Raw genomic sequence first — 24,046 nt, 5'->3', positions numbered from 1 at the left:
GGACCGCGGGCCGGGTGAGCAACGGCTCGGATGGAACGATTGAACACGCGTGGCCCGTTCTGACGGGCGTGGACCATGCGAGGCGAAGCATGCGAGGTCAACCCAAGGCAAACGACTACGCCTTCGAATCCATCCCATGCCGACGGCCGGATGATGCGAGTGGAGAGTCCTTGGTCAGGGCCGGGTGGGGCGGCGGGTCGAACGCGGATGCTGTCTCTGCAGATCCTGCGCGTATTCGACGGGTCGCCGCAGCCGGCCTCGAAACGATGCGGAGCCAAGAGTAAGGGCTGGGGGCGCTGCTGTCCAGCCGAGCGCGGCGCAGGGGCAGGGCCGGTGGCGATCCACTATCCTTGTGCCGGCTGCAGCAAGACCGATCCGGACGAGGGAGACATCAACAGTATGTGGTATGCCATCGAGGGCTACGACGCCCCGCAATCGCTGGACCAACGGATGCAAGCCCGCCCAGCTCACCTGGCGCGCCTGATCGCATTGAAAGACGCCGGCCGTCTGCTCTTGGCCGGTCCTTGCCCGGCGATCGACGCCGAAGACCCGGGTCCGGCCGGGTTCAGCGGCAGTATCGTGATCGCCGAATTCGAATCGCTCGTCGCCGCCCGTGCATGGGCCGATGCCGATCCTTACGTCGATGCCGGCGTTTATGCCCGTGTCGAAGTCCGGCCCTTCCGGGCGGTGTTGCCATGAACATGGTCGCCGGGCAATTGCCTCGGGAACAACGAGTCGAGGCGATCCGCAGCCGGCTGCAGGCCGCGTTCGCGCCGGCCGAATTGGAGGTCATCGACGACAGTGACCGTCACGCCGGTCACGAGGGCGCCAAGGATGGCCGTGGTCACTACCGGGTGCGCGTGGTCAGCGCGGTCTTCGCAGGGATGACGCCGGTCGCCCGGCATCGGGCGGTGTACGCAGCACTGGACGACCTGATGCGGACGGACATTCACGCGCTGTCGATCCAGGCCAACACATGAGCAACGTGTTTGCTGCTTTGCAGCATGATCCTGACCGCTGAAGTGGTTCTCGATAGCGCAATAATTCAATTGAATATCAATGAGTTGGGAGGTATTTTCAATTCGGGGCAGGATTCGTCACAAAACCTTTACATCGTTTTGTGAAAACGGTTACATTGCCCCGGCGCGATCCGTTCCCCCGCCTGATTCAAGGTGATGGCTCCGAGGTGATGGCATTGAGTGTGACGATCAAAGACGTGGCACGTGTGGCGAAGGTCTCGGTGGCCACCGTTTCGCGTGCGCTCAATGGTCACGACAACGTTGCCGAAGCGGTTCGCAGCCGCGTGCTCGCGGTCGCCCACGAACTCCGCTACAGCCCGCATCACGCCGCGCGCAGTCTCAGCAGCCGCCGTACCCACACCATCGGTGTGGTCCTGCCCGATCTGTACGGCGAATTCTTCTCCGAATTGATACGCGGCATCGATCACGTCGCCCGCGAATGCGGCCTGCATCTGCTGGTGTCGAGCTACCACGGCCATCCCGAAGAACAGGCCTCTGCGCTGCGCGCGATGCGCGGCCGGGTCGACGGCCTGCTGGTGATGTCGCCGCACGCGGGCAACATCGATTTCCTCAGCGAGAATCTGGCGGCACTGCCGGCGGTGCTGATCAATTCCCAGCCGACAGAATCCCAGCACGTCGCGTTCGGCATCGACAATTACGGCGGCGCGCGGACGATGATGGAGCATCTGCTGGCGGCCGGGCATCGGCGGATCGCGTTCATCGCCGGTCCGCCGAACAACTTCGACGCCTTCGAGCGCCTGCGCGGTTATCGCGACGCGCTGCTCGCCGCCGACGCCACCGCCACGCCGTGGGTGCTGCCGGGCGATTTCAGCGAGGCCTCCGGACATCGTGCCGGGCAGATGCTGCTGGAAGGCAGCGATCGCCCGGATGCGGTCTTCGCCGCCAACGACATGATGGCGCTCGGTTGCCTGTTCGCGCTGAACCAGGGCGGTACGCGCGTGCCGGACCAGATCGCGTTGGCCGGTTTCGACGATATTCCGATCGCGCGCTACGTGGCGCCTTCGCTGACCACCATGCGCGTGAATATTCCCGAGTTGGGAGCGCATGCGATGCGTCTGTTGCTCGATCTGCAGAACGACGAAGCCGTGAGCGCGGAGCGGCTCGCTCCGCTGGTGCCGGAATTGATCGTGCGCGAATCCACCCGTTCCGCCGGCATTGTCCGCCCGGCGACCGTTTCCGATGGAGGCCCATGAACAGATCCGCAGGCCCCTTTTTTTGAGTTTGGATGTAATCGTTTACAGCTTTTGAAACCCTATGCATCAACGCCCTCGGGAGGGGTGAAGCCATGAATCAACAACGCCGTTCGACTCGCCGACAGACCATTCTTTCTCAGCAACGGCGCCGGTTCGAGCGCAGCCTGCTGAGTTGCGCGCTGGCGAGCGCCCTGTTCCTGACCGCGCCGCTTGCGTTCGCACAATCCACCGGCGCCACCGTGCGCGGCCAGGTCGCCGCCGACGCCAGAGTGACCGCCACCAATGCCGCCACCGGCTTCAGCCGCAGCGTCGAAGCCGGCGACAACGGCAGCTATTCGTTGGTCGGCCTGCCGCCGGGCACCTACCGGATCAGCGTGGACGCAGGTGGCCAGACCACGGCCCGCGATGTGGTCCTGCGCGTCGGTGAAACCGTCACCCTCGACGGCGATGCGGTCGCGCAGGCGCCCGAAAACGAACTCGACACCATCGTGGTGACCGGCGCGGTGTTGACCGAGACCAAGACGTCGGAGGTCGGCGGCTATGTGAGCAAGCGCCAGATCGAATCATTGCCGCAGAATTCGCGGAATTTCCTGGCGTTCGCCGACATCGTTCCCGGCGTTGTTTTCAATACCGGGGGCGACGGCTCCACCTCCCTGCGCAGCGGTGCGCAGTTGTCCAGCGGCATCAACGTGTTCATCGATGGTGTCGGTCAGAAAGACTACATCCTCAAAGGCGGCGTCACCGGCCAGGATTCCAGCCGCGGCAATCCGTTTCCGCAGCTCGGCATCGCCGAGTACAAAGTCATCACCTCGAACTACAAAGCGGAATACGACCAGCTGAGCAGCGCTGCGATCACGGCGGTCACGCAATCGGGCACCAATGAGTTCAAGGGCAGTTTCTTCTGGGACAGCGTGAGCGGCGGCGCGACCGCCAGGACCATCCGCGAAGACAAGGGCCTGGATAAAAAACCCGACAGCAAGGATCTCCAGTACGGCGTGTCGTTCGGCGGGCCGATCATCCAGGACCGGATGCATTTCTTCATCACGTACGAGGCGAAGGATCGGGATGATGCGCGGCAGATCGATCCGGGCAGGAATCTCGAAATCGAAAATCTGCCCGCACAGTTCCGGGAGGAGGCTCGCAACACCACCAACGCGCCATTCCGGGAAGACCTGTATTTCGGCAAGATCGACTGGACGCCTACGGACGATCACCTGATCGAATTGACGGTCAAGCGTCGCGAAGAGGACGAGTTGACCAATATCGGCGGCCAGAATCTGTCTTCCAGCGGCACGTTGAAGTTCGGTGAGGAAACGCGTATCGACCTGCGCCATCAGTACAGCGCTGCGAACTGGTTGAACGACGCGCATGTCACGTTCGAAGACACCACGTTTGCGCCGCGCACGGCATCGAACGAAAACGGCTATCTGCTCTTCATCCCGCGCGCCGGCGAAGAGGCCAACAACAACCCCGGCATGGACCAGATCATCCGCAGGGGCGGCGGCGGCGATTATCAGGACAAGGGGCAAAAAGGCTATTCGCTGCAGAACGATTTCTCGTTCTATGGCTGGGACGGTCATACGGTCAAGGCCGGCATCAAGTACAAGCTCATCGATATCAGCGCATTCGAGCAGAGCCCGTACTCTCCGCAGTTCCGCTACGACGGGTTTCGCAGTCTCACGGTGCCGTACTTCGTGCAATTCTCGGCTTCCGGAAACGGGTATCCGACATCTGTCGAGTCGAGCAGCAAGCAGTTCGGCATCTATCTGCAGGACGATTGGGCGGTTACCGATCGTTTGACGCTCAACATGGGGCTGCGTTGGGACTACGAGAGCACGCCAAGTTACGAGGATCACGTCACCCCGGCGGGTTTGGCGAGCGCGCTACGGGCTTGGCCCAACATCAACAATGCCAACGTCGATTACGACTACAACGACTACATCAGCAATGGCGATAATCGCAGTGCATTCGAAGGCGCTTGGCAACCGCGACTGGGTTTCTCCTACGATCTCACCGGCGACGAGCGGCATGTGATCTTCGGCGGCGCGGGCCGTTCCTACAACCGCAACCAGTTCGATTATCTGTCTTACGAGAAATACCGTCTCGCGTTCCAGCGCTACGAATTGAATTTCAATACGCCGGGTCACACCTGTGTCGTTGGACCGACCTGCTTCAACTGGGATCCGAGCTATGCCGATCCGGACAATCTGGCGGCGCTGGTGGCGGGAACGTCCAACGGCGCTGAAGTGTTCCTCATCAACAACGATCTCAAGACCCCGTATTCCGACCAGTTCAGCATCGGCATGCGCAATGCCTTCGAGTTGTTCGGCCACGATTGGAATTCATCGGTCACGCTGATGCATGTCCGCAGCCACGACGGAATCCTGTTCACGATGGGAAATCGCTATCCGAATGGCGAGTTCCGCAACAATCCCGCATTGGATTGGGGCGGCCAGCCATGGGGCGAGTCGCTGCCGGGATGGGGGCGTTTCTTCCTCGGCGACAACGCGGTCGAAACCAAGTTGAATTCGCTGCTGCTGTCGCTGGAAAAGCCCTATACGCGCGAATCGCACTGGGGCGTGAGCTTCGCTTACACCTACAGCGATGCTGAAGAGAATCGCAGCAATTCCGATCAATTCTCCTTCGACTACCCGAACCTGGATGGAGTCGCGTTCACGGATGCGCTTGGCGTTTCGAAACATCGCCTGGTGGCGACCGGTATCGCCGATTTCTGGGGAATGACAGCCTCGGCGAAGCTCACGCTCACCAGCCCGAAAGCTGTCGAAGCGATCAATTGCTACGAAGTGACCACTGCCGGAAATTGTTATTTCGATCCCTTCCGCCCGGATGGCACCATCGCCTACAAACAGTTCGATCTTTCCTTGCAGAAAGAGTGGAATACCGGAACCGACATCAAGTTCCGGGTTCGCGGCGATCTCATCAATGCGTTCAATTGGCGCAATTACGGTGCCGGTGAATACTCCAACTGGCGCGGTTGGGATGGCGGCGCGGATCCGAATTTCGGCCGGCGCACGGGCGATGGCATCGAGCGCCCGACACGGACCTTCAAGGTGTCGGTCGGATTCGTCTGGTAATCGTGCAATGTGGCTGCCCGACACACTCGGGCAGCCGCTGTTTTCCTATCGATACGGGAGTCCCGTTTGAGCCATTCGTTATTCCGCATCGCTGCGGCGACCGCGTTGTCGCTCGTCCTCGCACTGCTCACCGCGTGCCGCGAATCCCCCGAAACGGCGCCGGTGATGCCGGAAAGCCGCCAGCTGTCTGCACCCGCTGATGGCGCACCTCTACCACCGCTGTTCGACGACATCGAACGGCGGACGTTCGATTTCTTCTGGGAAACCACCGACGCAGAGAACGGCCTCGCGCCGGATCGTCATCCGTCGCGGCCGTTTTCCAGTATCGCCGCGATCGGTTACGCGCTGACGGCGTATCCGATCGGCGTCGAGCGTGGTTGGATCACCCGCGAGCAGGCGGCGACGCGTACGCTGACGACGCTGCGTTTCCTGCGCGATGCGTCGATCGGCCCGGAGGCGAAAGGCCGCTCCGGCTATCGTGGCTTCTATTATCATTTTCTCGATATGCGCAGCGGCCAGCGCTTCGATTCGTGGGTGGAATTGTCGAGCGTTGACACCGGCTTGTTGATGATGGGCGTGTTGTTCGCGCAGAGCTATTACGAGGGCGACAACGACGCCGAGCGCGAGATCCGCACCATCGGCGACGACCTGTATCGCCGGATCGAATGGGATTGGATGCAGGCACGCCCGCCGTTGATCTCGATGGGGTGGAACCCGGAAACGCAGTCCTTCCTCACCCACGACTGGAAGGGCTACAACGAGGCCATGCTGGTGTACGTGCTGGCGCTCGGCTCGCCCACGCATCCGGTCGGGCCGGAGGCCTGGCAGGCGTGGACGCGCACCTACGATCGCAACTGGGGCGAATTCCAGGGGCAGACGCATCTGCGCTTCGCGCCGCAGTTCGGCCATCAGTACAGTCACGTCTGGATCGATTTTCGCGGTATCCAGGACGCTTACATGCGCGGAAAAGGTCTGGATTATTTCGAGAACAGCCGGCGCGCGACGCTCGCGCAGCACGCCTACGCGATCGCCAATCCGATGCGCTGGAAAGGTTACGACGACAAAGTCTGGGGCTTGACGGCCAGCGACGGGCCGCAGGGCACGAAGCAGGTCTATCTCGGCGAACCGCGCGAATTCCGCAATTACAGTGCGCGTGGGCCGGGGCCGATCGACGGCTTCGACGACGGCACCCTTGCGCCGACCGCAGCGCTCGCGTCGTTGCCGTTCGCGCCCGAACTGGTCGTGCCGACCGCCGAAGCGATGCGTGAACGTTATGGCGATGATCTGTACGGACGCTACGGTTTCCTCGACGCCTTCAATCCGAGTTTCCAGTACGACATTCCGCTCGTCACCGGCAAAGTCGTGCCGGGCAAGGGCTGGTTCGCCAGCGACTATCTGGGGATCGATCAAGGACCGATCCTCGCGATGATCGCGAATCACCGCGATGGCTTCGTCTGGAATGTGATGAAGCGCAATCCGCACATCCGGCTTGGGCTCGAACGCGCGGGGTTCGAGGGCGGATGGCTCGCTACGCCACTGCCACCGCCCGCAGCGACGCGGTAAGGTCGGCGCATGCGTGCGATCGCGGTCCTGCTCTGTGTCCTGCTCGGGCTGACGGCTTGCCGTCGGACCGACGACCGCGTGGTCATCCGGTTCTGGGCGATGGGGCGTGAGGCCGAGGTCGTGGGCGCGCTGATCCCGCAGTTCGAACGCGAGCATCCCGATCTGCGCGTCGAGCTGCAGCAGATTCCGTGGACCGCGGCGCACGAGAAATTGCTGACCGCCTATGCCGCGGACGCGCTCCCGGATATCTGCCAACTCGGCAATACCTGGGTTCCGGAGTTCGCCGAACTGCATGCGCTCGAACCGCTGCAGTCATACGTCGATGCCTCGCCTGTAGTTGCGCAGAAGGATTACTTCGCGGGCATCTGGGACACCAATGTCGTCGATGGGCAGGTCTATGGCGTGCCGTGGTACGTCGATACGCGACTGCTGTTCTATCGCAAGGATCTGCTGGCTGCAGCAGGGTACGACCAACCGCCGAAGACGTGGGAGGAATGGCGTGCGGCGATGGCGGCGATCAAGAAACAGCGCGGCAAGGACCGCTACGCGATCCTGCTGCCGCTGAACGAGTTCGAGCAATTGCTGTCGCTGGCCTTGCAGCAGGACGACCCGCTGCTCGATGGCGGTCGCAGCAATCTCGACAGCGCCGGTTTCCGGCGTGCGCTCGGTTTCTACGCCGACATGTTCAAGCAGGGATTGGCGCCGCAGATGTCGGAGACGCAGATCTCCAATGTCTGGGACGAATTCTTCAACGGCATGTTCGTGTTCTATGTGTCGGGTCCCTGGAATATCCGCGAGTTCCGCAAGCGTGCGCCGCCGGGTCTCGAAGACGCATGGGGTACCGCGCCGCTGCCTGGCCCGGATGGATTGGGCGCCGGCATCGCTGGCGGCACCAGTCTCGTGCTGTTCCGAAATTCGCCGCGCAAAAAAGCGGCGTGGACGTTCGTCGAGTTCCTGTCGCGCCCCGAAATCCAGGAGAAATTCCACGCCGACATCGGCGATCTGCCGCCCCGCCGCAGTACCTGGGAGCGGCCCGCACTGCGCAGCGATCCCTACGCCGCCGCGTTCCGCGATCAGCTCGAACGCGTGAAGCCGACGCCGAAGGTGCTGGAGTGGGAGCGGATCGTCCAGGAGATGCGCCTGACCAGCGAACGCGTGGTGCGCGGGGGCCAGTCGCAGGACGCGGCCGTGCGCCAGCTCGACGCACGGGTCGATGCGCTGCTCGAAAAGCGCCGCTGGGTGGAAGCGCGACGCACGGCATCGACGGAGGCTGCGCCATGAAGCCGTCGCTGGCTGCCTGGGTCTTCGTCGCGCCGGCCTTGATCGTGCTCGGCGTGTTCTTCGGCCTGCCGGTGTTTTCGGCGCTGCTGCTGAGCCTGACCGATTTCGATCTGTACGCGCTCGCGGACTGGCGCAATCTGCGCTTCGTCGGCCTGGGCAACTACAGCGAACTGCTGCAGATGCCGATCTTCTGGAAATCTCTCGGCAACACCTTCTATTTCGTGATCGTCGGCGTGCCGCTGTCGATCGCTGTGTCGCTGGGTGCCGCGCTGCTGCTCAACGCGCCGGCCACCCGTTTCCGGGTGTTTTTCCGCACCGCGCTGTTCGCGCCGGTGGTGACCACGCTGGTCGCGGTCGCGGTGATCTGGCGCTATCTGTTCCATACCAGCTACGGTCTGGTGAACTGGGCGTTGGGCTATCTGGGTATTCCCGCGGTGGACTGGCTCGGCGACCCACACTGGGCGATGCCGACGATCATCCTGCTCGCGGTGTGGAAGAACTTCGGCTACAACATGGTCATCTTCCTCGCCGGTCTGCAGGCGATTCCGCAGGATCTGTACGAGGCCGCGCGCATCGACGGCGCCTCGCGTCGCCGGCAATTCCTGCATATCACCCTGCCGATGCTCGGGCCGGTGCTGATGGTGGTTGGCGTGATCACCGTCGCCGGCTATTTCCAACTGTTCGCCGAGCCTTATGTGATGACTCGTGGCGATCCGCTGCAGAGTACGGTCAGCGTGCTGTATTTCATGTTCGAGGAAGGTTTCCGCTGGTGGAATCTCGGTCGCGCGTCGGCGGTGGCGTTCCTGCTGTTCCTGATCATCCTTGCGGTGACCGCCGCGATGATGCGCTTCGGCCGCAGGAAGGGCATGGTATGAGCGCAGCGCTCGGACAACCCGTCGGCGACACTCGCGGCCACGCGCTGCTGGTGCACGCCGGCCTGTTCGTGCTGACCGCGCTCAGTCTTGCGCCGCTGCTGTGGATGCTGTCGGTCTCATTCATGCCTGCAGGCGGCGCCAGCCGTTTTCCGCCGCCGCTGCTGCCGTCGTCGGCGACGCTGGACAATTACCGCGCGCTGTTCGAGCGGATCGGCATGGGCGGCTATTTCGCCAACAGCGTGCTGGTCGCCATCGTGATCACCGCGCTGTCGCTGCTGATCAACACCATGGCCGGCTATGCGTTCGCCAAACTGCGCTTCACAGGCCGCGAGCGCATCTTCAAGCTGCTGCTCGCGGCGCTGGTCATTCCGTCCCAGGTCGCGATGCTGCCGCTGTTCCTGATGCTGAAACAGATGGGCCTGGTGAACAGCTATGCCGGCGTGATCGTGCCGGGACTGGCGTCGATCTTCGGTATTTTCCTGGTGCGCCAGTACGCGCGATCCATCCCCGATGAACTCATCGAAGCCGCGCGCATCGACGGTGCGGGCGAGTGGCTGATCTTCTTCCGGATCGTGCTGCCGATGCTCAAGCCGGTGCTGGTGACGTTGGCGATCTTCACCTTCATGGGCAGCTGGAACGATTTCATGTGGCCGCTGATCGTCCTGACCGATCAGGCCAACTACACCTTGCCCGTCGCATTGGCGTCGCTGTCGCGCGAACACATCCAGGATGTGGAAATGATGATGGCAGGCGCGGTGCTTACGGTGCTGCCGGTGCTGCTGCTGTTCGTGATGCTGCAGAGGTATTACATCCAGGGTCTGCTGCTCGGAAGCGTGAAAGGCTGAGAGCGGATAGCGCACCCGCCGGATCGGCGTTCGATTTTTCGAGGTTCATCCCACATGGTTCCGTTTCGATACTGCGTCATGATGTGTTTGCTGATGGCGTTCTGCAGCGCGCAGGCCAAGGATCCCACCGTCGTTCTGGATACCTTCGACGACCCAACCCACTGGCGCGTCATCGCTTCGACCCAGGTCAGCGGCAGCATCCGCGCCGACAATGGCGCGCTTTGCCTCGACTACGACTTCAACGGCGTCTCCGGCTATGTCGGCATCCAGCGCGATCTCGATATCGATTACACCGGCAACTACCGTTTCGATTTCAAGCTGCGCGGCGAATCGCCGGACAACGACCTGCAGTTCAAACTGATCGATGCCAGCGGCGACAACGTCTGGTGGGTGAACCGGCCGAAGTATCGTTTCCCGGTCGCATGGACGCCGATACGCTACAAACGCAGGCATATCGGCAAGGCCTGGGGGCCGGGCGCGGACCCGCAACTGCGCAGCAGCGCCAAGCTCGAGTTCACGATCAACAACAGTTCCGGCGGCAAAGGTGCGGTGTGTTTCGATGCGCTGACGTTCACCGCTTTGCCGGAGGATCGCCCCTTGCCCGAGGTCGCAAGCGCAACCGCGACTTCGGCGCGCGGCGAAGCGGAGCGGGCGATCGACGGCGATGCCGATACCGCATGGCGTGCCGGCAAAGGCATCCAGCGCCTGATCCTCGATCTGGGCCGCGACACCGAATTCGGCGGCCTGCGGTTCGACTGGGCCGAAGGCGCGCATGCCTCCGACTATGCGGTGCAGGTGTCCGACGACGGCCGCCGCTGGCGCGAACTGCGCGCGGTCTCGGGCGGCAACGGCGGTCGCGACTGGATCGCGTTGCCGGAATCGGAAGCGCGTCATCTCGCGATCGAATTGCGCGACGGTCTGGGTGTGGGCTATGCCTTGAACGAAGTGCGCGTCGAGCCGTTGGCCTTCGCGGCCAACGCGAACGATTTCGTGGCGTCGGTGGCGAAAGACTCGCCGCGCGGCCTGTTCCCGCGCGGTTTCAGCGGCGAACAGGCGTACTGGACGATCCTCGGCATCGACGGCGGCAGCGAGCAGGGGCTGATCGGCGAAGACGGCGCGATCGAGGTCGGGAAGGGCGGTTTCAGCATCGAACCGTTCGTGATCGCCGACGGCAAGCTGCTGCGCTGGGCGGACGCGACGATGTCGCAATCGCTGCAGGACGGCTATCTGCCGATTCCCAGAGTCGACTGGTCGCATGACGCGGCGCAGCTGCGGGTGACGGCCTTCGCCGACGGCACGCCGGAGCGCTCGCAGTTGGTCGCACGCTATGTGCTGCGCAATCCGGGCACGGTCGTTCGCGACTACACGCTGGCGCTGGCGGTGCAGCCGTTCCAGGTCAATCCGCCCAGCCAGTTCCTCAATACCACCGGCGGTGTCAGCCGGATCGAAGCGCTCGCCATCGATGGCGCCGTCGTCAGCGTCGCCGGCCGCGAACGCGTGTACGCCGAGCGTGCGCCGGACGCCGCATTCGCCACGACCTTCGACAGCGGGATGGCGGTATCGCATCTCGCAGCCGCTGCATGGCCAACGGCCACGACCGTGCGCGATCCGACCGGACTCGCGTCCGGCGCGATGGCCTATCGCATGCGCCTGCAGCCAGGGGAATCGCGCGAGATCGCGCTGACGGTTCCGATGACCGGCGCACCCGGCTGCGAAGGTGATGCCTGCTCGGCGGAGCAACGGCAGCACAGCGTTGCCGAACGTTGGCGCCGCACGCTCGACACGGTGCGCATCGATGTGCCCGCCGAAGGCCAACCGCTGGTCGATACCCTGCGCACCGCGCTCGCGCATCAGCTGATCTCGCGCATCGGCCCGCGCCTGCAGCCGGGCACGCGCTCGTACGCGCGCAGTTGGATCCGCGACGGCGCGATGATCGCTGAAGGCCTGCTGCGCACGGGCCGCGAGGATGCGGTCCGCGAATACCTCGACTGGTATGCGCCGTACCAGTTCGACAACGGCAAGGTGCCGTGCTGCGTCGACGATCGCGGCAGCGACCCGGTGCCCGAAAACGACAGCCACGGCGAATTGATCTTCGCGATCGCCGACTACGCGCGACACACCGGCGACGATGCGTTTCTGGCGACGATGTGGCCGCACGTGCGCGGCGCGTTCGACTACATGGAAACGCTCAGCGCCAGCGAGCGCACCGACGCCAACCGCGCGCTCGATCCTGCGTTCTACGGAATGATGCCGGTGTCGATCAGTCACGAGGGTTATTCGGCGAAGCCGATGCATTCGTACTGGGACAATTTCTGGGCGCTGCGCGGCTACAAGGATGCCGCGTGGATCGCGCAGCGTCTTGGCAAGCGCGAGGATGCGCTGCGCATGGCGGCGGCGCGCGATAGGTTCCGCGCCGATCTCGGCGCCTCGCTGCGTGCGGCGACTGCGCGACACGGCATCGACTACCTGCCGGGCGCCGCCGAGCTTGGCGACTTCGATCCCACCTCGACCACCATCGCGCTCGCGCCCGGCGGCGAACAGGCCGGACTTGCGAACAGCATCCTGCCGGAGGATCTGCTGCACAACACCTTCGAGCGCTACTGGCGGGAATTCGAACAGCGCCGCGACGGCAAGCGCCAGTGGAAGGACTACACGCCCTACGAATGGCGCAACGTCGGCGCGTTCGTGCGTCTGGGCTGGCGCGAGCGCGCATGGGATGCGGTGGAGTTCTTTTTCGACGACCGCGCGCCGCGCGGCTGGAACCAGTGGGGCGAAGTGGTGTCGCGCACGCCGCGCAAACCGTTTTTCCTCGGCGATCTGCCGCATGCGTGGGTCGCGTCGGATTTCATGCGCTCGGCGCTGGACATGTTCGCGTATCCGCGCGAAGCCGACGACAGCCTGGTGCTCGCGGCAGGCGTTCCCGCGCGCTGGCTCGATGGCGACGGCATCGCGGTCGATGGCCTGCGCACGCCGCAGGGTCGGCTCGGCTATACGCTGCGACGTGAGCCGAAGCGGCTGGTGCTGCGGTTCGCCGCGGGCATGCGTCTGCCGCCCGGCGGCGCGGTGCTGCCGTGGCCGCTGGCGGATGCGCAGCCGGGACGCACGCGGATCGATGGCAAGTCCGCGCAATGGCACGATGGCGAACTGCGCATCGCAGCGCCGGCGGTCGAGGTGAGCGTCGAGTTGCGCTGAGTGCAGGCAAAAAAAGCCCCGACGACCGGGGGATCGACATCGTCGGGGCGCACCAGCCCGTGGGCGGAGAGAGAGCCTGCAGGGCAGAAATCGGTAGGGCGGGGATCAGTAAGGCAGGAATCAATAAGGCGACGGCTCGTCCAGTTTCCGGCCGTGACTGGCGATGACTTCGGAATACCAGCGCGCGCTGTCTTTCGGCGTGCGCTGCTGCGTGCCGTAGTTCACGTGGACGATGCCGAAGCGCTTGGAGTAACCGAGCGACCATTCGAGATTGTCGAGCAGCGACCACACCATGTAGCCGCGGATATCCACGCCCGCGTCGATGGCATCGTGGATCGCGCGCAGGTGCTTGTGCAGATAGTTGATGCGCAGCGGATCGCAGATGCGGTCGTTCTCCGCCACCGGCGGGTCGAAGAACGCGGCGCCGTTTTCGGTGATGTACACCGGCAGATCGCCGTAGGTCTGCTTGAACCACAGCAGCAGATCGGTGAGTCCCTGCGGAAACACTTCCCAGCCGGTTTCGCTGTAGGTGCCCAGCGGTTGGCGCACAGCGCCGGCTTTCAGCGGGTAGCTGTCGTTGGCCCGGGTCACGCTGCGGGTGTAGTAGTTGATGCCGACGAAATCCAGCGGCTGCGCGATCAGCTTGAAATCTTCGGGATCGAAGTCCGGCCACGCGTCGCCGAAGATCTCTTTCAGCTCCGGCGGGTAGCGGCCGAGCAGGGCGGGGTGCAGGTACTGCTCGTTCATGTAGGCGTGCGCGCGCTGTGCGGCTGCAGCGTCCGCAGCGCTGTCGCTGTCGGGATATTTCGGCTCGATGTTCACCACCAGGCCGATCTCGTGTTTGCCTTCGGCGCGATACGCCTGCACGGCGGCGCCGTGCGCGCGCATCAGGTTGTGCGAGGCGATCGGCGCTTCGTACCGGCTGCGGTGACCGGGCGCCAGTGCGCCGTGCAGGTAACCGCCATCGGTGATCACCCACGGCTCGTTGAGCGTGACCCACTTCTTCACCCGGCCGTCGAGCGCGCGATACAGCACGCTGCCGTATTCGGCGAACCAGTCGGCGCAGTCGCGATTGAGCCAGCCGCCCTTGTCGTCCAGCGCAGCGGGCAAGTCCCAGTGGTACAGGGTGAGCAGAGGTTCGATGCCGTTGGCCAGCAGTTCGTCGACCAGTCGGGAATAGAAATCGAGCCCGGCCGGATTCACCCGACCGGTGCCCTCGGGCAGGATCCGCGACCACGAGACGCTGAAGCGGTAGGCCTGCAGGCCGAGGTCGCGCATCAGCTTCACGTCGTCCTTCCAGCGCCGGTAGTGGTCGCAGGCCACGTCGCCGGTGTCGCCGTTGAGGGTCATGCCGGGGGTGTGCGCGAACCGGGTCCAGATGCTCGGGCCGGCGCCATCGGCCATCGGCGAGCCCTCGATCTGGTGCGCGGCGGTCGCGGCGCCCCAGAGGAAACCCGGAGGGAACGGATACGTCCTGTCGTTGTCGTGCGGCATGGCGGGGTTTCTCGGACGCGGCTTCGATGGCATGATGCGGGAGCGGTATGTAAACGGTTACATCAAGACTACATCAAGGTTTGCGGTCTGTAACCCCTTGCGCTTTTCCGACATCGTCGATGTCGGGAAGCGCGGCGCACGACACGACCCGGACGAGGAAGGAAGATGGCGACAGTGGTGCTCGATCGGCTTCGCAAGGTCTACCCGGACGGGCACGTCGCCGTGGCCGGCGCCAGTTTCGAGGTGGCCGACGGTGAGCTGCTGGTATTGGTCGGGCCCTCGGGCTGCGGCAAATCCACGCTGCTGCGGATGATCGCGGGCCTGGAAGCGATCAGCGACGGCACGCTCGCCATCGACGGGCGTACCGTCAACGATGTCCCGCCCAAGGACCGCGACATCGCGATGGTGTTCCAGAGCTACGCGCTGTATCCGCACATGACCGTGGCCGAGAATCTGGCCTTCGGCCTGAAATTGCGCGGTCATCCGAAAGCCGAGATCGCGCAGCGCATCCAGGCGGCGGCGGACACGCTGGAACTCGACGCGCTGCTCGAACGCCGTCCGGCCGCGCTGTCCGGCGGCCAGCGTCAGCGGGTCGCGCTGGGCCGCGCGCTGGTGCGGCAGCCGAAGGTGTTCCTGCTCGACGAGCCGCTGTCGAATCTCGACGCCAAGCTGCGCATGTCGATGCGCACCGAAATCGCGCGCCTGCACCGCAGTCTCGGGACCACCATGGTCTATGTGACCCACGACCAGATCGAGGCGATGACCCTCGGCCAGCGGATCGTGGTGATGAAGGACGGCGAGATCCAGCAGATCGATACGCCGATGGCGCTGTACCGCAGGCCGGCCAATCTGTTCGTGGCCACCTTCCTCGGCAGCCCGGCGATGAACATCCTGCGCGGGCGTCTGGTCGTCGAGGGCGGGGTATCGGGCCTGGCATTGACCGAAGGCCTGGTGCTGTCGCTGCCGGGGCTGGAGATCGATCCGCAGTGGCTGGGTCGTGACCTCGATATCGGCCTACGCCCGGAACATCTGCTGCGTTGCGGGGATGGGGATACGCCGCACTTCGGGGCCGAACTGGAAGTGATCGAGCCCGTCGGCAGCGAAGCGTTCGCCTATCTGCGCTACGGCCCGCACCCGCTGGTCGCCCGGTTCGCGCCCGAAGACCTGCCGGAGCCGGGCGCAACGGTGCCGCTGCGGGTCGCGCCCGGGCACTTGCATCTGTTCGACGCGGGCGACGGCCGGCGCCTGTAGCGCCTGGCCGCCCAGCCGGTCATTCGTCGCCGTGGTCCGGCATGGACCGCACCAGCGGCGCGCAGGCGGGATCGGCGCAGCCGAACATCTTCAGATCGGTCCCGCTGCGCCACATCGCGGTTGCGCCAGCGTTGATCTCGAAATCCCAGGTCCGGCCATCCGCCCGCAATTTTCCCGAGATCGTGCACGGCAGCGTGTCGAACTCGTGCGCCTCGACCATCGCGATGGGCTTGCTCAGGCGGAAATACGTCTCCACCTGCCGGCGGGTCAGCGACCACTGCCGGCAGTCCGCCGCCAGCGCCGGGCCGTCGCCGCGGGCCCCGGTCGGGTCATAGCGGGACGACGCGATCTCCAGAACGGAAATCACGTCGGCCGGATCAGCGCGGAGGGCCGGCGGGCTGCTGTTGCACGCCGGGATCATTGCCATCGCGCACAGGAGCGGCAGGCTGGTACAGGCCCGCACCTTCGCCCTGGGTCTTGTAGGAAATCCGGTCGTGTTCATAGACATCACGGTCGTTCAGCCCGTAGTTCTGCTGCAGGGTGCCCACCAGGCGCTGGATCGAAGCGCGCTGCGCCTCGGTCGGCTCCTGCCATGTCGCGGTGCGCTCGTTGTAGGTGGCGACGACCTCGATGCCGATGCTGTCCCGGTTGGTCGGATAGCGCTCCGGATAGGGCCGTGCGCTCTCCAGCCTGTTGACGTCGGCATAGTCGTTGGTCGGCAGGCGCCGGGTGGCCGCCAGCTCGCGCTCACCCTCCGGCGTGAGCGTGCCTTCCACCTCGCCGCGCGACCGGATCCGGCCGACGTGGTTGGTGTTGTTGTTCAGGCTGGCGGTCTGGTGGATGGTGCCGTCGCGATCGATCAGGAAATGGGTGCCGAACGGGCTGGCTTCGCCGCGCCAGTGATCGAGCGTGCCGGCTGCCGTGCTGCCCATCGTGCGATGCATCACGATGCCGTTCACGTCCGGCAGCGGATTGCGTTCCAGCGCCGGGATCGGCGTGCGGGTGATGTTCGGGTCGGTCAGATAGCCGTCCGCGCCGACGGTGCGCTGCTGGGCGTGGGCGGCCAAGGTCTGGCTGGCAGGCACGTCTGCGGTCGCAAGCGGAGTGGAGATCCGGGGCGTGGCATCGCTGGGCGTCTGCGTCCCGGACACCACGAACAGCGATGGCGTGGGCGCGTCGCGCGCGCCGGGCACCACCCGCAGGTCGCGGATCACGGTTTCGTCCAGCCGCTGGTCGCGTTCGCGCTCCGGGCGCGACTGGAGGTAGGCATCGACCAGCCCTGCGGCCAGATTCGACCGCTGCTCGGCGTTGCGTCCCGGTTCGGCCGCGTTCACGCCCTCCAGCATGTGGCGATAGAGCGCATTGTGCCGGTGGTGGGGGTCGTTGGGCAGAACGGCCGGCGGATTGGCGGCGGGCTCGCTCATCACGTTTTCCTTGTGTTTGGTCGCGGCCGAGGTTTAGCACAAGCCACCGGGGCGTACAAATGGCCCCACTCTGGCCGGGCCCGCGCTGTCGATGGGTTTCCGGCCGCTATACTCCATCAAGCAGGCCGGTCCTGGCCGGGCATGTCCCACGCGGATCGCCGCCGGGACGAGTCCGTGCAACCGGCCATCCACGCCATTTCCCGATCCACGACGCGCGCGCCCCGACGGCCTGACGCAGACGAGAACGAACGCCACCGCATGCGCCTGTCCACGATCAAGCTCTCCGGCTTCAAATCCTTCGTCGATCCGACCACCCTGCACCTGCCGACCAATATGACCGGCGTGGTCGGGCCGAACGGTTGCGGCAAGTCGAACATCATCGATGCGATCCGCTGGGTGATGGGCGAAAGCGCCGCCAGCCGGCTGCGCGGCGATTCGCTGACCGACGTGATCTTCTCCGGCAGCTCGGCGCGCAAGCCGGTGGCGCAAGCCACGGTCGAGCTGGTGTTCGACAATGCCGACCACACCATCGCCGGCGAATACGCGGCCTTCAACGAAATCTCGGTCAAGCGCCAGGTCAGCCGCGACGGCCAGAGCAACTATTACCTCAACGGCACCAAATGCCGGCGCCGCGACATCACCGATCTGTTCCTCGGCACCGGCCTGGGCCCGCGCAGCTACTCGATCATCGAGCAGGGCATGATCTCGCAGGTCATCGATGCCAAGCCCGAGGAACTGCGCGTCTATCTCGAAGAAGCCGCCGGCATCTCCAAATACAAGGAGCGGCGCAAGGAAACCGAGACCCGCATCCGCCACACCCGCGAAAACCTCGACCGCCTCGGCGATCTGCGCGAAGAAGTCGGCAAACAGTTGCAGCATCTCGCGCGGCAGGCCAAACAGGCCGAGCAGTACCAGACCATCCAGGCCGAACGCAGGATCAAGGACGCGGAGTGGAAGGCGCTGGAGTTCCGGCTGCTCGACCGGCAACTGCAGGCGCTGCGCGAAGGCCTGTCGCAGGAAGAAACCCGGCTGCAGCAGATCATCGCCGAGCAGCGTGAAGCCGAACGCGAGATCGAACTCGGTCGCGCCCGCCGCGAAGCCGCCGCCGAAGCGCTGAACAAGGCGCAGGCCGAAGGCTACGAAGCCGGCGGCACGCTCGCCCGCATCGAACAGCAGATCGCCCATCAGCGCGACCTCGGCCAGCGCCTGCAGCGCGCCCGCGACGAAGCCCAGCAGGCGCTGTCTGAAATCGGCCTGCATATCGAAACCGACCAGAGCCGCCTCGACACGCTGCGCGCGCAGATTGCCGACGCCGAGCCGCGCCTGGACACCCTCAAGGACGCCGATGCCGACCACCAGCAGGCCTTGCACGACGCCGAATCGAAGCTCGCCGACTGGCAGCAGCGCTGGGATGCCCACAGTCGCGCGCAGAGCGAAGCGGCACGTGCCGGCGATGTCGAACGCACCAAGGTCGACTATCTCGATCGCCAGTCGCTGGACGCCGAGCGTCGTCGCGAACAGCTGATCGGCGAACGCGGCGTGCTCGACGTGACCGCGTTGGCCGAGGCCTTCGCCGGCCTGCAGGATCGCCACGACACGCAGAAATACAGTCTCGACGGCCTCAACGAGGATCTCGAAACCCGCAAGCAGGCCGTCGTCGGTCTGCAGGATCAGGTCCGCAACGCGCAGGCCGAACTGGCTGACGTGCGCAAACAGACGCAGGCGTCGCGCGGCCGGCTGTCTTCGCTCGAAGCGCTGCAGCACGCGGCGCTGGGTCAGGAACAGGGCGCTGCGGTGGCGTGGCTGAAACAGCGTGGCCTCGACTCTGCCGCCCGCGTCGGCGAAGTGCTGAAAGTCGAATCCGGCTGGGAAAACGCGGTCGAAAGTGCCCTTGGCCAACTGATCGAAGGCGTGCTGGTCGAGTCGCCGGGGCATGCCATCGACAGCGGGCTTGTCGACGCTTTGGGCGAACTCGGCGAAGGCCGCATCGCGCTGGTGTCGGAAGACAATACCGATGCCGTTTTCGCTTCCACTTCGCTGGCGGCGAAAGTGCAGGGCCCGCTCGCGATCCGGCGCATGCTCTCGAAACTTCATGTCGCCGAAACCCTCGGCGATGCGCGCCAGCTGCTCGCCGGGCTCGGCGACGGCGAATCGGTGATCACCCGCCAGGGCGAACGGGTCGGTGCCGGCTGGGTGCGCGTCGTGCGCTCCGGTGCGGCCAAGCAGGGCGCGCTGCTGCGCGAACGCGAAATCCATTCGTTGCGTGCCGACATCGAAACCCTGCAGCAGCGCGAAGCCGGACTCGATCGCAGCATCGCCAGCCTGCGCGACCAGATGCTCGCGGCCGAGCAGCAGCGCGAGGACGCGCAGCGCACGCTGTATCTGGCCCATCGCAGCGTCTCCGAACTTGCGGGCCAAGTGCAGAGCCAGCAGGGGCGCCTCGATTCGGCGCGCACGCGGATCGAAAAGATCGACGCGGATGTCTCGCAACTGATCGAAACCCTCGACAACAGCGCGCAGCAGGCGCGCGAGGCGCGTTCGCGGCTCGAAGATGCGATGTCGCGGATGGGCGAACTCGAAGGCACCCGGCAGACACTGGAAGCCGAACGCCGTGCGCTGGCCGAAGCCCGCGACGCCGCACGCCAGGCCGCGCGCGAGTCGCGCGATGCCGCGCACGCGCTGGCGCTGAATCTCGAATCGCAGCGCGCGCAGATCGTGGCGCTGGCGCAGGCGCTGGATCGCATGGGCGGCCAGCGCGGACAGCTCGACGCGCGCCTGGGCGAACTCGCCTCGCAGCTCTCGGAAGGCGACGCCCCGGTGGTCACGCTCGAACGCGAGCGCCAGGCCGCGCTGGAACAGCGCGTGCTCGCCGAAAAGAATCTCGCTGCCGCGCGCGCCGCGCTCGAAGGCGTGGACAACGAGCTGCGCGGATTCGAGCAGACCCGCCATCAGCGCGACGAGCAATCGGTCGGCCAGCGCGATGCGATCTCGCAGCGCAAGCTCGATCAGCAGGCGCTCGCCTTGAAGGCCGGCCAGCTCGCGGAAGCGGTGGTCGCCGCCGATTTCGTTCTCGACGAGGTCATTGCCGCGCTGGATGCCGAGGCCGACCCGCGCGCCTGGGAAAAGGTCGTCACCGATTTCGACGCCAAGCTGCGTCGCCTGGAACCGGTCAACCTGGCCGCGATCCAGGAACACGCCGAGGCCGCGCAGCGCAAGGAATATCTCGATGCGCAGGATCTCGACCTCACCACCGCGCTGGATACGCTGGAAGAAGCGATCCGCAAGATCGACCGCGAAACCCGAGGCCGCTTCAAGGACACCTTCGACCGCGTCAACACCGGCGTGCAGGAACTCTATCCGCGCCTGTTCGGCGGCGGTCACGCCTATCTCGAATTGACCGGCGAAGACCTGCTCGACACCGGCGTGGCGATCATGGCGCGCCCGCCAGGCAAGCGCGTCTCGAACATCTCGCTGCTCTCCGGCGGCGAGAAAGCGATGACCGCCGTCGCGCTGGTGTTCGCGATCTTCCAGCTGAATCCCGCGCCGTTCTGTCTGCTGGACGAAGTCGACGCGCCGCTGGACGAGGCCAACGTCGGCCGCTTCACGGCGATGGTCAAGGAAATGAGCGAACACGTGCAGTTCCTGTTCGTCACCCACAACAAGGCGACCATGGAAGCCGCGCAGCAGCTCAGCGGCGTGACCATGCGCGAGCCGGGCGTCAGCCGCCTGGTATCGGTCGATCTGGCCGAGGCCGCGCGCCTCGCCGGTGCGGCTTAACTCATACACGAGGTCAACGCGATGTCGGATATCTGGTGGTTGCGTATCGGGATCGTGGCTGCGGGCGCGCTGCTGCTCGCCGCGATCTATTTCTTCGGACGGCCGCGCAAGCCGAGCCAGGGCCGCAAGCTCCGCGACGAGCCGGTCGAACGATCGCCGTCGCGACCGGAGTCGCTAGCGGTTGCCGATGCGCGCGGCGATATCGCCTTCGGCCAGAACGAGATACCGCACGAGACTGCGCCGCCGCCGTCCGGCCCGGAAGTGGGCAAGCGCGACCGCGAGGACTTCGACAAGATCGTCACGCTCTATGTCGCGGCGCGGTCCGGGCAGGTATTGCGCGGCCCCGACATCGTGGTCGCCGCCGAAAAAGCCGGGCTCAGCTACGGCTACATGAACATATTCCACCGGCTGGTCGATGGCCGTGCCGACAGCGCGCCGATCTTCAGCGTCGCCAACATCAAGAAGCCCGGCAGTTTCGAGATGACGGAGATCCAGGCGCTGGAAACCCCGGCGATCGCGTTCTTTCTCACCCTGCCGGCGCCGATCGCCGCGCTGGATGCCTGGGAAAAACTGCTGCCCACCGCACAGCGCATGGCCGAACTGCTCGACGGCGTGGTGCTGGACGAATCCCGCAACGCGCTCGGTCGCCAGCGCATCGCGCACATCCGCGACGACCTGCGCGCCTACGACCGGCAGCACGAAGCGCCGCCGATTTCCAAGAACACCCGCTGGTGATGTCCTGTAGGAGCGGCTTCAGCCGCGATGACAGTCCTCGGGCGCTTTATCGCGGCTGAAGCCGCTCCTACAGATCGTTCGCCAATGACCGAGCCCGCCGCCCGAATCGCCGAACTGCGTCGCCGGATCGACGACGCCAACTATCGTTATTACATCCTCGACGACAATTCGATCCCGGACGCCGAATACGACCGGCTGATGCGCGAGCTGGAAGCGCTGGAAGCCGCGCATCCGGAATGCGCGGATGTATCATCGCCGACCCAGCGCGTCGGCAACAGGCCTTCGTCGAAATTCGAAGAAGTCGCGCACAGCGTGCCGATGCTGTCGCTGGGCAACGCCTTCACCGACGAGGAGATCGTGGACTTCGTCGCGCGCATCGAGAAGGAAACCGGCGATGGCGCGCCGATGTTCTCGGTCGAACCCAAGCTCGATGGGCTTGCGATCAGCCTGCGCTACGAACACGGCGTATTCGTGCGCGGCGCGACCCGAGGCGACGGCAGCACCGGCGAGGATGTCACCGCCAATCTGCGCACCGTGAAATGCATTCCGCTGCGACTGCGCGACGATGCCGGTCCGGTGCCGGACGTGCTCGATGTGCGCGGCGAAGTGTTCATGCCCAAGGCCGCGTTCGAGCGCTACAACGCGTGGGCGCTGGCGAACGACGAAAAGACATTGGCCAATCCGCGCAACGGCGCAGCCGGTTCGCTGCGCCAGCTCGACCCGCGCATGACCGCCAAACGCCCCCTGAGTTTCTATGCGTACGCGCTGGGCGAAGTCAGCGCGATGCCGGCCGGCGTCGAAACGCATTCGCAGGCGCTGGCATGGTTGAAAACGCTCGGTTTGCCGATCTGCCCGGAAGCGCGCACCGCGCGCGGTGTCGATGGCGTGCTCGCGTTCTATCGCGACCTCGGCGCGAGGCGCAACGATCTGCCGTACGACATCGACGGCTCGGTCTACAAACTCGACCGCTACGATCAGCAGCGCGCGATGGGTTTCGTCTCGCGCGCGCCGCGCTGGGCGATCGCGCACAAATATCCGGCGCAGGAAGAAGCGACGGTGGTCGAAGCCATCGATGTGCAGGTCGGGCGCACCGGTGCCTTGACGCCGGTCGCGCGGCTGAAGCCGGTGCAGGTCGCGGGCGTGGTCGTCACCAATGCCACGCTGCACAACGCCGATCAGGTCGCGCGTCTCGATGTGCGCGTCGGCGATGCGGTGATCGTGCGTCGTGCCGGCGACGTGATTCCGGAAGTCGTGCGCGTGATCGACGAGCGCCGCCCGCGCGATGCCGCTGGCGAAGCACTGCATCCGCCGTACGCCTTGCCGACGGTCTGCCCGGTCTGCGGATCGACGGTCGAACGCGAAGAGGGCGAAGTCGTCGCCCGCTGCACCGGCGGCCTGTTCTGCGCCGCACAGCGCAAGCAGGCGCTGATCCATTTCGCATCGCGCCGGGCGATGGACATCGAAGGGCTCGGCGAGCGCTTTGTCGATGCGCTGGTCGAGTTCGGCTATGTCAAGACCGTCGCCGATCTGTACACGCTGACACTCGACGACTTCCTCGACATGAAGCGCCGCGCCGACGAGCGCGAAGGCACCACGCCGGAAACGGTGAAGGCCGGCAAGGTCGCCAGCAAGTGGGCGGAAAACCTCATCGCCGCGATCGACGCCAGCCGCGACACCGCGCTGGAACGCGTGCTGTTCGCGCTGGGGATCCGCGATGTCGGCGAAAGCACGGCGAAGACGCTGATGCGTCATTTCGGCGCGCTCGATCCGCTGATGGCCGCCGATGAAGACACCCTCAAGCAGGTGCCGGATGTCGGCCCCATCGTTGCGGCGAGAATCGCGCACTTCTTCGCCGAACCGCACAACCGCGAGGTCGTCGCGGCGTTGCGCACGAACGGCGTACGCTGGCCCGAAAGTGCGCCGCAGCGTTCGAGCGAGGGTCCGCTCGCGGGCAAGACCGTCGTATTGACCGGTGGTCTGGCGTCGATGTCGCGCGACGAAGCCGGCGCGAAACTCGAAGCGCTCGGCGCGAAAGTCTCCGGCAGCGTCTCGAAGAAAACCAGCGTCGTCATCGCCGGCGAAGCTGCGGGCAGCAAGCTCGCGAAGGCGCAGGAGCTCGGTGTCGAGATCTGGGACGAAGCAGCACTGCTTGCTTTTCTTGCCGAACATGCGCAGACATGATGCGTGCCCCTTCGGATCGAAGTCTATCCGTCATCCCCGCGAACGCGGGGATCCAGAGTCTTGTTTTTCCCTGCAATGAACGCCGCTGGATCCCCGCGTT

At 65.2% G+C, this 24,046-nt stretch carries 16 protein-coding genes; 13 read left to right on the top strand and 3 right to left on the bottom strand.

All coding sequences use genetic code 11. The features are described 5' to 3' along the window. The first annotated feature begins 399 nt into the window (after positions 1 to 399). From HOP03_17590 to HOP03_17550, 9 genes are all read left to right on the top strand, one after another. Positions 400 to 699 (top strand): YciI family protein, encoded by a 300-nt coding sequence (locus HOP03_17590; GenBank protein ID NOT89970.1) that lies wholly within the window; start codon positions 400 to 402, stop codon positions 697 to 699. 2 nt (positions 700 to 701) lie between these two features. After that, positions 702 to 980, top strand: a complete 279-nt coding sequence (locus HOP03_17585; GenBank protein NOT89969.1) for a BolA family transcriptional regulator — start codon at positions 702 to 704, stop codon at positions 978 to 980. A 209-nt stretch (positions 981 to 1,189) separates the two neighbouring features. Beyond that, positions 1,190 to 2,233, top strand: a complete 1,044-nt coding sequence (locus HOP03_17580) for a LacI family DNA-binding transcriptional regulator (GenBank protein ID NOT89968.1) — start codon at positions 1,190 to 1,192, stop codon at positions 2,231 to 2,233. A 92-nt stretch (positions 2,234 to 2,325) separates the two neighbouring features. After that, positions 2,326 to 5,328 (top strand): TonB-dependent receptor, encoded by a 3,003-nt coding sequence (locus HOP03_17575; protein ID NOT89967.1) that lies wholly within the window; start codon positions 2,326 to 2,328, stop codon positions 5,326 to 5,328. A 165-nt stretch (positions 5,329 to 5,493) separates the two neighbouring features. Next, a complete protein-coding gene (locus HOP03_17570) occupies positions 5,494 to 6,891 on the top strand; it encodes a hypothetical protein (GenBank protein NOT89966.1) in 1,398 nt (465 codons plus the stop codon). Positions 6,892 to 6,900: 9 nt separating this feature from the next. Then, positions 6,901 to 8,172: a sugar ABC transporter substrate-binding protein gene (locus HOP03_17565; protein NOT89965.1), complete on the top strand. Its 1,272-nt coding sequence runs from the start codon at positions 6,901 to 6,903 to the stop codon at positions 8,170 to 8,172. After that, entirely contained in the window at positions 8,169 to 9,047 is an 879-nt protein-coding gene (locus HOP03_17560; GenBank protein ID NOT89964.1) for a sugar ABC transporter permease, read from the top strand. Before HOP03_17565 ends, HOP03_17560 begins: the two co-directional genes overlap by 4 nt. Then, the gene (locus HOP03_17555) at positions 9,044 to 9,892 is read left to right on the top strand and encodes a carbohydrate ABC transporter permease (protein ID NOT89963.1); all 849 of its coding nucleotides are present in this window, start codon (positions 9,044 to 9,046) and stop codon (positions 9,890 to 9,892) included. Before HOP03_17560 ends, HOP03_17555 begins: the two co-directional genes overlap by 4 nt. Positions 9,893 to 9,973: 81 nt before the next feature. After that, positions 9,974 to 13,084 carry a coagulation factor 5/8 type domain-containing protein gene (locus HOP03_17550; GenBank protein NOT89962.1) on the top strand — a complete coding sequence of 1,037 codons (3,111 nt, stop codon included), beginning with the start codon at positions 9,974 to 9,976 and terminating at the stop codon, positions 13,082 to 13,084. A 120-nt stretch (positions 13,085 to 13,204) separates the two neighbouring features. On the opposite strand, the gene HOP03_17545 is transcribed toward HOP03_17550, so the two are convergent. Then, positions 13,205 to 14,578 carry a beta-glucosidase gene (locus HOP03_17545; protein ID NOT89961.1) on the bottom strand — a complete coding sequence of 458 codons (1,374 nt, stop codon included), beginning with the start codon at positions 14,576 to 14,578 and terminating at the stop codon, positions 13,205 to 13,207. 165 nt (positions 14,579 to 14,743) lie between these two features. Here HOP03_17545 and ugpC point away from each other — a divergent pair, with 165 nt between their 5' ends. Then, positions 14,744 to 15,829, top strand: a complete 1,086-nt coding sequence (gene ugpC, locus HOP03_17540) for a sn-glycerol-3-phosphate ABC transporter ATP-binding protein UgpC (protein NOT89960.1) — start codon at positions 14,744 to 14,746, stop codon at positions 15,827 to 15,829. Between the two features lie 19 nt (positions 15,830 to 15,848). Here the strand turns inward: ugpC and HOP03_17535 are convergent, their stop codons facing one another. Then, complete coding sequence (locus HOP03_17535; protein NOT89959.1) at positions 15,849 to 16,256, bottom strand: hypothetical protein; 408 nt, start codon at positions 16,254 to 16,256, stop codon at positions 15,849 to 15,851. Further along, the gene (locus HOP03_17530) at positions 16,207 to 17,253 is read right to left on the bottom strand and encodes an N-acetylmuramoyl-L-alanine amidase (GenBank protein ID NOT89958.1); all 1,047 of its coding nucleotides are present in this window, start codon (positions 17,251 to 17,253) and stop codon (positions 16,207 to 16,209) included. Before HOP03_17530 ends, HOP03_17535 begins: the two co-directional genes overlap by 50 nt. Positions 17,254 to 17,511: 258 nt before the next feature. Here HOP03_17530 and smc point away from each other — a divergent pair, with 258 nt between their 5' ends. The 3 genes from smc to ligA all read left to right on the top strand — a co-directional run bounded on the left by smc (position 17,512) and on the right by ligA (position 23,946). Continuing rightward, the gene (gene smc / locus HOP03_17525; protein ID NOT89957.1) at positions 17,512 to 21,030 is read left to right on the top strand and encodes a chromosome segregation protein SMC; all 3,519 of its coding nucleotides are present in this window, start codon (positions 17,512 to 17,514) and stop codon (positions 21,028 to 21,030) included. A 21-nt stretch (positions 21,031 to 21,051) separates the two neighbouring features. Beyond that, positions 21,052 to 21,765 (top strand): cell division protein ZipA, encoded by a 714-nt coding sequence (zipA, locus tag HOP03_17520; GenBank protein NOT89956.1) that lies wholly within the window; start codon positions 21,052 to 21,054, stop codon positions 21,763 to 21,765. Positions 21,766 to 21,849: 84 nt separating this feature from the next. After that, positions 21,850 to 23,946, top strand: coding sequence for an NAD-dependent DNA ligase LigA (ligA, locus tag HOP03_17515; protein NOT89955.1), 2,097 nt, complete (start codon positions 21,850 to 21,852; stop codon positions 23,944 to 23,946). Positions 23,947 to 24,046: the final 100 nt, after the last annotated feature.

This window comes from Lysobacter sp. (assembly GCA_013141175.1).
Taxonomy (GTDB): domain Bacteria; phylum Pseudomonadota; class Gammaproteobacteria; order Xanthomonadales; family Xanthomonadaceae; genus Lysobacter_I.
Note: the sequence above shows the minus strand (reverse complement) of the source record. Positions and strands in the feature narration are given on the sequence as shown.